Source organism: Gilliamella sp. X-60, assembly GCF_057063585.1.
Genome location: NZ_JBXSQJ010000043.1, coordinates 1 through 2855, shown reverse-complemented (window position 1 = coordinate 2855; position 2855 = coordinate 1). Strand labels below are relative to the sequence as shown.

1 protein-coding gene is annotated in these 2855 nt (G+C 46.4%); it reads left to right on the top strand.

Translation table 11 applies throughout. From position 1 onward, the window contains the following. The coding region (locus ACYIAM_RS12890; protein WP_483748544.1) for a hemagglutinin repeat-containing protein at positions 1–2855 on the top strand (2855 nt) is incomplete at both ends.

Here is a 2855-nt window from a genome sequence, read left to right as displayed (position 1 = left end):
AGCGGGGCACGATATCAATTTATCGACCTTAAAGACAGAAAGCTATCAAGACGCGATATGGAATAAGAATCACTCACACAAGGTTGATATTGAAGATGTGGTGGGCAGTGAACTGTTAACCCAAGGTGACCTTAACTTAATTGCGGGGCATGATATCTTGGCGAAATCGGCGGCATTATCGAGCGATAAGCGCTTAAATATCCTAGCCGAGCATGATATTAATATCGGTAGTGAGCAAGCGCGTTTACAGTTAACCGAGCATCACAAAGCCAAAACCAAAGGCTTACTCAATAAGGGTTCAATTACTGAAGATATTGAGGTCGATAATATCACGCAAAAAGGCAGTGGGGTTTATGGTGACAGGGTGAACATTAATGCGGGCAACCATTTAACCGTGACGGGCAGTGAAGTGGTTGGGACGCATAATGTGAATCTTGGCGCAGGCAAAGATATCACGATTGATGCGGCGGAAGAGTCGTATTACCGAAAAGACGAAATCAAGACCAAAAAATCGGGGTTAATGGGCAGTGGTGGGATAGGCTTTACGGCGGGTAAAGAAAAAGAGTCCTTAAAACAGACCAACACCGAACAAGCCTTTGTGGGCAGTGTAATTGGCAGTACTGATGGCAATGTGAAGATACAAGCGGGCAAAGACCTAAATATCAAAGGCAGTGATGTTATTGCGCAGCGTGATATTAGAATGCAAGGCGAAAACGTCAATATCGAAGCATTAGATGCGAAAACGACGTATCAAGAAGAGTATGAACGTAAAAAATCAGGGGTGACGGTGGCGGTTACCGGCACGGTCAGTGATATTTACAACGCCAATCAAACCCGCAAGCAAGCACAAAAACAGAAAAATGACAAAACCAAAGCATTGATGAACATCAAAGCGGGTTTACAAGCGGGCAATGCAGCGTTAGAGGCGGGGGCGAATTTACAAAATGGCACGCCAGAAGCCTCAATTGGGATTAATGTCAGCGTGGGCAGTGAAAAGACCCAACGGACGGTAAACCAAGAGCAACATACGGTAGTGGGCTCCTCGATATCGGCGGGTCGCAATGTCAGCATTATTGCGACGGGCAATGGTGAAAAAGAGAGCGGCGATATCAACATCATTGGCAGTCAGGTGTCAGCGGGTCATGATGCGATGCTCAAGGCGAACCATGATGTAAACATCATCGGACAAGAAAACACGACCAAAACAGACACTAAAGAGAAGAATAGCAGTGGTTTGGTGGGTGTGGGTTATAACTTTGGTGGACAAAAAAATGGCTTTAACATCTCGGCCAGTGCCAGCCAAAGCAAATCACGCGAAAAAGGCAATGGCACAGACTGGACCGAAAGCGTGGTTGAAGCGGGTAACAAGCTTACTATTATCACCGGTAATGACGCCAACATTATCGCTGGACAAGTCAAAGGTGATAGGGTGGTTGCTGATATTGGTCATGACCTCAATATTGAATCGAAGCAAGACAGCGACGAGTTCCACTCAAAAAGCAGCTCGACCTCGGTAGGAGGCAGTGTTTCATTAGGGGGTGGCGGTAGTTTCAATGCTTCTGCAAGCAAGACCAAGATGGACAGCAACTGGCAAAGTGTCACTGACCAATCGGGTATTTTTGCGGGCAAGGGTGGCTTTGACATCAAGGTTGGCAACAACACCGACTTAAAAGGTGCGGTGATATCGTCAGAAGCGGAAGACAAGAGTCAAAACCGTCTAGACACGGGCACAATCAGCTTTAGTGATATAGAAAACAAAGCGGACTACAAAGTGAGTAGCAGCAGTGCAAGCGTTAGCTCGAGCGGTATGCCATCGATGCCAACCAGTCGCAACAAAAGCGAAAGTGAACGTTCGACCACGCATTCAGCGGTATCGGAAGGGACGATAATTATCCGCAACAAAGATGAACAAAAACAAGATATCAACGAGTTAAGTCGGGATACGGAGCATGCCAATAACGAGCTCAACCATATCTTTAACAAAGAGAAAGAGCAAGACATCATCGAGCAAACACAGTTAGTGAGTGAGATAGGTGGTGAAACGTTAACGATGCTCAACCATATAGACCGTATGCGAGCAGAATCAGAAGCGAAAAAAGCGGTTGAAAAGGCAAAAGAAGAAAACAAAAACAAGGGACTAACAGAAGAAGAACAACAAAAAATCTACGAAAAAGCCTACGAAAAAGCCATGAACCAAGGGATGTCGGCGATGGGCAGTGAAACCCGTCAAGGCATCGATATGGCCGTTAGCCTTATCAACGGCTTAATCAGTGGTGATATGACAGGGGCAGCCGCAGGGGCACTTGCACCAAAAATTGCTACAATTATCAAACAACAGACCGAAGGAAACACCCTCGCCAACACCGTCAGCCATGCCATACTCGGTGCGGTGGTAGCCGAACTGCAAGGCAATTCCGCGCTTGTGGGTGGCTTAGGCGCTGCCGCAAGTGAACGGGGTGCTGAAGTTATTGCGGGTATTCTTTACCCCGATAAAGACATCAAAGACCTAAGTCAAGAAGAAAGGCAAAAAGTCAGCGCCCTATCACAACTAGCGACCGGCCTTGCGATAGCCGCTGCAGGTGGTGATATTCAAGATGTGAATACTGGCGTTGCTGCGGGGAAAAATGCGGTTGAGAATAACAATTTAGCTAGAGCTGCGTGGTATCTAGTACGCCCGAGTGAAATTGGTGCACCAGTTAGTATTAATGCGGTAGATGTATTAATGGCAGAAGGTCTTACCGCGGCGGAATCAAAAGCATTTTTAGAAAGTCTAAATTTGGAACAAAGGCGACTAATTGAACTTGCATTAGTCGATCCAATGGGAGATCAATTCCTTGAAGATGCAGTACTAAAAA